Genomic DNA, 6,156 nt, shown 5'->3' on the forward strand with positions numbered 1-6,156 from the left:
CCCGGCGTTCGCCGGGATGACGATATCGGCTCAGGCCGCGCGCAGCTTGCTTCCCACCCACCCGAAGAACCGCGGCACGGGCGCGTTGCGGGCCATCCAGGCGCTATATTCCTGATAGGCGGGATCGGTGCCCAGATGCTGTTCCTCGGTGCGCGCGCGCCAATAATAGATGCCGCTCACCACCGCCATGATCGCGGCGTTGCGCAGCCCCTCCACCCAGCCGGTGGTGGCGAGGAAGGGCAGGCCGGAGAGCCACCAGAACAGGTTCTTGGAGAGATAGGCCGGATGGCGGCTCCAGGCATAGGGGCCATGGGTCAGGATGCCGCGATGCGTCAGGTTCGAGAAGCGCAGGCCGAACGCGATCGTCGCCCAGGCATAGATGCCGGTCAGCACCACCAGCACCGCGCCCAGCCCGCCCAGGATCCAGGGATGGCCGGCGAACCACCAGGTCCAGTCGGCGCTGCCCGCATGATAGTCGAGCACGCCGCCCTCGTTCATCAGCACGAAGGGCGGGTAGCAGATCAGCGCCGCGGTCCATCCCGCCGCATAGGGCGTGGCGGTCCGAATGTGCGAATCGAGCGGCCGCATCGTCAGGATATAGCCCGCGGTGGCGAAGGCCACGTCGATCACGAACATGAAGGCGATGCAGTAGTTCGCGATCACTGCCGGGCTCTCGAACATGCGATCGAAGTTCCAGCCGACGAACTCGGCGAAATTGGGCGGCACGATCGAGAGCATGAAGGCCAGGAAGAAGCCCTTCACTGCCCAGCTGCGCAGATGGTTGTGGATGGCGCCATGGTCGATCGGCTCCTTCAGTCCCATCAGCCAGGCGCCGAGATGCCAGGCGCCGTCCCGCGGCTGCACCAGCTTGCGATCGAGCCACAGCACATAGGGGATGGAGAGCAGGAACAGCGCCGGCGCCGCCATCTCGATGCACCAGATCGACCAGGCGAAATTGGCGGTGCGCCCGCTCCACCAGAAGGGGAAGGTGGCATAGATCAGCGCGATCCCGCCCCAGGTGAGCCACAGGCCGGCGAGCTTGGTGACCGAGATATCGAGCGTGTCCGCCAGGGTGCGCTTCGAGGACCAGTCGATGCCCGTCGAGGGGTTCAGATGCACCTTGTCGACCAGCACCGACCAGAGCACCATCGGCACCGCGCAGGCGACGACGTTGACCAGCGCGCTATAGGGCCCGTCGAGCCGGTAGAGCGTGGCGATCGCCGTCCACAATGCCATGCCGGCGAGCCCGGCCATGCCCACCCCGGTACTCACCGCCGAGCGGGGGCGCGGATCGGCCTTGGCCGCGGCGGCCAGCTGGGGATCGTGATACATGGCGGAAACGACTAGCGCGCAATGGTTAGCGTCCCGTTAGCACCTCCCTCTCCCCCCTTGGAGAGGAGAGGGAGATTTACATGCCCGCCTGCCCGGGCTTATGACCCGTCGCTTCCAGAAGAGAGGTCGCTCCCCTGATGATCCGTGCGCTCGCCGCAGCCGCCCTGCTCGCTTCCGTCTCCGCCCCGGCCCTTGCCCAGAATTCGGCGCCGGCACAGACCGCGCCCTATCCCAACACCATCCCCGATGCGCGCGACATCCCCTATCCGGGCACGCTGACGCTCGACATCGACGCGACCGACGTGGCGCGCGGCATCTTCACCGTGAAGGAGACGATCCCCGTCGCGAAGAGCGGGCACATGGTGCTGCTCTATCCGAAATGGATCCCGGGCAAGCACGGCCCGCGCGGCGAGATCGAGAAGCTGGGCGGCCTGGTGATCCGCGGCAACGGCAAGGTGATCCCGTGGAAGCGCGATCCCGTCGACGTCTTCGCCTTCCATATCGACGTGCCGGCCGGCGTGAAGAAGCTGGACGTCGACTTCAACTTCGTCTCGGCCACGGTGGCGGACCAGGGCCGCATCGTGATGACGCCCAATCTGATGAGCCTGCAGTTCTTCTCGCTCAGCCTCTATCCCGCCGGCTATTTCGTCCGCCGCGTGCCCATCCAGGCCAAGGTGACCTATCCCGAGGGCTGGACCGCCAGCTCGGCGGTGGACGCCAAGGTGAGCGGCAACGTCTACACCTATGACAAGACCAATTACGACGTGCTGATGGACTCGCCGGTGCTCGCCGGCCGCCATTACCGCCAGCTCAAGCTCACCGACCGCGTCTCGGTCGAGACCTATGCCGACACGCCGGAGGAGCTGGCCGCCACGCCCGAGCAGGTCGACAAGCTCAAGAACCTGGTCGACCAGGCCGTGAAGACCTTCGGCGTCGAGCATTACGACCATTACCGCTTCCTGTTCTCGATCAGCGACGAGCTGGGCGGGATCGGCGTGGAGCATCACCGCAGCTCGGAAAACGGCACGGGCCTGGGCTTCTTCACCAAATGGGACGAGAAGGCGACCAGCCGCAACCTGCTGCCGCACGAATACACCCATAGCTGGGACGGCAAGTTCCGCCGCGGCGCCGACCTGTGGACTCCCGATTATCGGGTGCCGATGCGCGGCTCGCTGCTATGGGTCTATGAGGGGCAGACCCAGTTCTGGGGCTATGTCTTCCAGGCGCGCTCGGGGCTGGTGAGCAAGGCCGACACGCTCGACGCCTATGCCAACATCGCCGCCACGCTCGACAATCGCCAGGGCCGCACCTGGCGCCCGCTGGTCGATACCACCAACGATCCCGTCATCAGCCCGCGCGCGCCGAAGGGCTGGGTGAGCTGGCAGCGCAGCGAGGATTATTACAACGAGGGCCTGCTGGTCTGGATGGAAGCCGATTCCATCCTCCGCGAGAAATCCGGCGGCACCAAGTCGATCGACGATTTCGCCCGCATCTTCTTCGGCGGGCGCGACGGCGACTATGGCGAGCTGACCTACACTTTCGACGACGTGGCGGCGACGCTCAACCAGGTCGTACCGTGGGACTGGAAGAAATTCCTCGACGAGCGGGTGAACCAGGTTTCCGAGCGGGCGCCGCTGAAGGGCTTCGAGCGCAACGGCTACAAGCTGGTCTATACCGAGCATCCCAACAAGGCGACGCCGAAGACCGCCACCGACCTTTCCTTCTCGCTGGGCCTGGCGATCGGCCCCAAGGGCATTTCGGGCGTGATGTGGGGCAGCCCCGCCTTCGACGCGGGCATCACCCTGGCCGACGAGGTCATCGCGGTGAATGGCCAGGCCTATACCGGCGACAAGCTGAAGGACGCCGTGAAGGCGGCGAAGGGCACGAAGGAGCCGATCCGGCTCACCCTGAAGCGCGGCGCGCGCTATCGCGATGTGGCCATCGACTATCATGGCGGCCTGCGCTATCCGCACCTCGAGAAAACAACCGAAGGAGAGGCTGGCCTGGATAAGCTCCTCCAGCCGAAATAACGGACTGGGGCGCAACCGCCCAGCTTAAGGAAAGCATAGCGTGCGTATCGATTTGATTCCGGTGGGTGATGATCCGCCGAACAGCCTCAACGTGATCATCGAGGTTCCCGTTGGCGGCGAGCCGGTGAAGTACGAGTTCGACAAGGCGAGCGGCGCGCTGTTCGTCGACCGCATCCTGCACACGCCGATGCGCTACCCGGCGAATTACGGCTTCGTGCCGCACACGCTTTCGCCCGATGGCGATCCGCTCGACGCGCTCGTCATCGCGCGCTCGCCCTTCGTGCCGGGCTGCGTCGTCCGCGCCCGCCCGATCGGCGTGCTCAAGCTCGAGGACGAGGCCGGCGGCGACGAGAAGCTGATCTGCGTGCCGGTGGACAGCACCTTCCCTTATTATTCGGACATTGGCGAGCGGCAGGACCTGCCCTCGATCGTGCTCCAGCAGATCGAGCATTTCTTCAAGCACTACAAGGACCTGGAGTCCGAGAAGTGGGTGCGCATCGGCCAGTGGGGCGATGCGGAAGAGGCACGCAAGATCGTGATCGAGGCGATCGAAGCCGCGAAGAAGGCCAAGGAGGCCCAGGCCGCCTGACCGGCGCGCTGGCCTGGCGACTGTGCGCAGTGGCCGGGCTGGCGACGCTCGCGGCGTCGACGGGCTTTCCGCTCGTTCCCGCCTGCGGGCCCACTTATGGCGCGGGGCCGATCATCGCGTTCGAACTGGTGCGAAGCCCCGCCCAATTGGCCGAATTGTTCGGCCCGTCTTCCTGTTCCGGCGCGTTCCAGGCCGCGCAGATCCGCGCGAGCTGGTGGGACGCATTGGCCTTCATCCCCGCCTATGCCGCGTTCCTCGCGCTCGGCGCCCGGGCACTGGGCGGAGACGCGCGCCGGCTGTCGCGGATCGCAATCGCAGTGCTGCTGGCCGGGGCGCTGCTTGACGAGATCGAGGGGCTGATCCTCCTCCAGCTGGCCAACCTCTGGCAGAATCCGCCCGACCTGTTCGGCGCCTTATTCTTCACGGTGCGCCCCAAATTCGCGCTGCTCGGGATCGGCTCGCTGCTGCTCGCGGCGCTCGCCTGGCGCGGAACGCCGATCGGGAAGATCGCCGCGCTGCCGCTCGCCGGGGGCGGCCTCGCTTCGCTCTGGTTCCTGTTCAGCGATCCACACGACCCGGCGATGATGCTGGGGCACCGCTATGCCTGGATGGCGCTGCTCGCGCTGGCCGCCATCGGATCGATCCGTCCGCGCTGGGTACGACGACCATGACGAAACGACACCATCGGGGCATCGGCAACCTCGTCGCGCCGCCGCGCTTCCTGCTGTTCCTCGCGGTCACGCTGGCCGCCAGCTGGCTTGCCATTCCGCTGCTCGGCCTGCGCTTCGGGCTGATGACCGGGTTCGACATTGGCGCGGTCACTTTCCTCGTCGCGATCGCCCCGCTGTTCCGGCAGGAAGCCGAGAGGATGCGCCAATCCGCCAAGCGCAACGACGGCAACCGCTTCCTGCTGCTCATCATCACCGGCCTGGTGAGCCTGGTGATCCTGGCGGCGGTCGCCAGCGAGCTGATGGAGAAGGAACGCGCGCAGGACTGGGCGCTGGCGCTGATCATCGGCACGCTGGCGCTCTGCTGGACCTTCAGCAACATGATCTATGCGCTGCACTATGCGCACCTCTTCTATTCGGAAAAGGCCGAAGGCGCCGGCGACAGCGGCGGCGTGACCTTTCCGGAAACGCCCGATCCCGATTACTGGGACTTCGTCTATTTCGCGTTCTGCCTGGGCATGACCTTCCAGACCAGCGACATGAACATCACCAGCCGCCGCATCCGGCGCGTGGTGACCGCGCACTGCCTGGCGGCGTTCGTGTTCAACCTGGGCATCATCGCCTTCAGCATCAACGTGCTGGGCGGGGGCTAGGTTTGCTGATTGGCCTGCCCCTGACCGACAGCGCATCCGCCACGGCACAAGTATCCAAATCGGTCTCTTATTCGACTTCGCAAGACAGTTGCGAACGCGGATAACATCTTTCCTTCGGGCGCGAGTCGGATTTCCGATCCTCTCTTGAAGGAGGCAGATTATGCTGCAAATCCACGCCAATATTCGCGCGATACTAATCGGATCCGTCGGGAGCATATTCCTGGCCGGATGCCAGAACACGGTGATCCTGCATTATCGCCAGCCGGCGAACTGCTATCTGTTCGACAACAACCCCACCGGCTCGCCGCATACGACCACGTCCGCAGGCTCGGGCATGTTCCTGTTCTACGACATCGTCTCGATCGAGAACAAAGCCTCGGGGGCGAAGGACTTCAACTTCGATCCGGCCAAGCTCTTCGCCAATGGCGATTCCAAGGGCAACACGGTGCCGGGCACGCCCGGCGCCTCGTTCACCTATCTGCTGACGGGAAATGCCGTGCCCAAGCTGGTTCCCAAGGGCACGACCTCGGGATCGCTGGGGCGCGTGGTGATCAACTTGCCGAGCGACGATCCCACCGCGCTCAAGACGGCGCAGATGAACCTGCTCTACAAGAGCGCCTCGGGCGAAAGCGTGCTGCTGGCGCGCGATCCCGGGCCGGCGCCCAAGTTCCTCGATCCCTGCACCCCGGCGAACGTGAACACGCTGCCCTAGCCCGCCAGCCCGTCATCCCCGCCGGAGCGGGGATGACGGTGGCGAACAGGGGTGACCGAAGCGGAATATGGTCCCGGCCCTAGGTTGAGAACCTATATATCTGTTTGAGTTATTGTCGTAATATGTGTGGTAGATGAGTTTGGCGGAGGGGATGGATGTCACGTCATCTGTT

Annotated in this window: 6 protein-coding genes; 5 read left to right on the forward strand and 1 reads right to left on the reverse strand. The window is 65.2% G+C overall.

The features are described from left to right. Nucleotides 1-30: 30 nt before the first annotated feature. Nucleotides 31-1,332 (reverse strand): DUF1295 domain-containing protein, encoded by a 1,302-nt coding sequence (locus ACIQCS_RS19460; protein ID WP_345848898.1) that lies wholly within the window; start codon nucleotides 1,330-1,332, stop codon nucleotides 31-33. A gap of 137 nt (nucleotides 1,333-1,469) precedes the next feature. On the opposite strand from ACIQCS_RS19460, the gene ACIQCS_RS19465 reads away from it, so the two are divergent. From ACIQCS_RS19465 to ACIQCS_RS19485, 5 genes are all read left to right on the forward strand, one after another. Continuing rightward, entirely contained in the window at nucleotides 1,470-3,362 is a 1,893-nt protein-coding gene (locus tag ACIQCS_RS19465) for a peptidase M61 (RefSeq protein WP_345848899.1), read from the forward strand. Nucleotides 3,363-3,402: 40 nt separating this feature from the next. Beyond that, the gene (gene ppa / locus ACIQCS_RS19470) at nucleotides 3,403-3,951 is read left to right on the forward strand and encodes an inorganic diphosphatase (protein ID WP_345848901.1); all 549 of its coding nucleotides are present in this window, start codon (nucleotides 3,403-3,405) and stop codon (nucleotides 3,949-3,951) included. 29 nt (nucleotides 3,952-3,980) lie between these two features. Further along, a complete protein-coding gene (locus tag ACIQCS_RS19475) occupies nucleotides 3,981-4,622 on the forward strand; it encodes a hypothetical protein (RefSeq protein ID WP_345848903.1) in 642 nt (213 codons plus the stop codon). After that, entirely contained in the window at nucleotides 4,619-5,272 is a 654-nt protein-coding gene (locus tag ACIQCS_RS19480; protein ID WP_345848904.1) for a DUF1345 domain-containing protein, read from the forward strand. Before ACIQCS_RS19475 ends, ACIQCS_RS19480 begins: the two co-directional genes overlap by 4 nt. Nucleotides 5,273-5,432: 160 nt before the next feature. Beyond that, nucleotides 5,433-5,984, forward strand: coding sequence for a hypothetical protein (locus ACIQCS_RS19485; RefSeq protein ID WP_345848905.1), 552 nt, complete (start codon nucleotides 5,433-5,435; stop codon nucleotides 5,982-5,984). Nucleotides 5,985-6,156: the final 172 nt, after the last annotated feature.

This window comes from Sphingomonas sp. NPDC092440 (assembly GCF_044754985.1).
Lineage (GTDB): Bacteria > Pseudomonadota > Alphaproteobacteria > Sphingomonadales > Sphingomonadaceae > Sphingomonas.

What these genes read in the sequence shown, in the direction of transcription:
- ACIQCS_RS19465 (WP_345848899.1), top strand. Translation starts at nt 1,470, where the DNA reads ATGATCCGTGCGCTCGCCGCAGCCGCCCTGCTCGCTTCCGTCTCCGCC.
- ACIQCS_RS19480 (WP_345848904.1), top strand. Translation starts at nt 4,619, where the DNA reads ATGACGAAACGACACCATCGGGGCATCGGCAACCTCGTCGCGCCGCCG.
- ACIQCS_RS19460 (WP_345848898.1), bottom strand. Translation starts at nt 1,332, where the DNA reads ATGTATCACGATCCCCAGCTGGCCGCCGCGGCCAAGGCCGATCCGCGC.
- ACIQCS_RS19485 (WP_345848905.1), top strand. Translation starts at nt 5,433, where the DNA reads ATGCTGCAAATCCACGCCAATATTCGCGCGATACTAATCGGATCCGTC.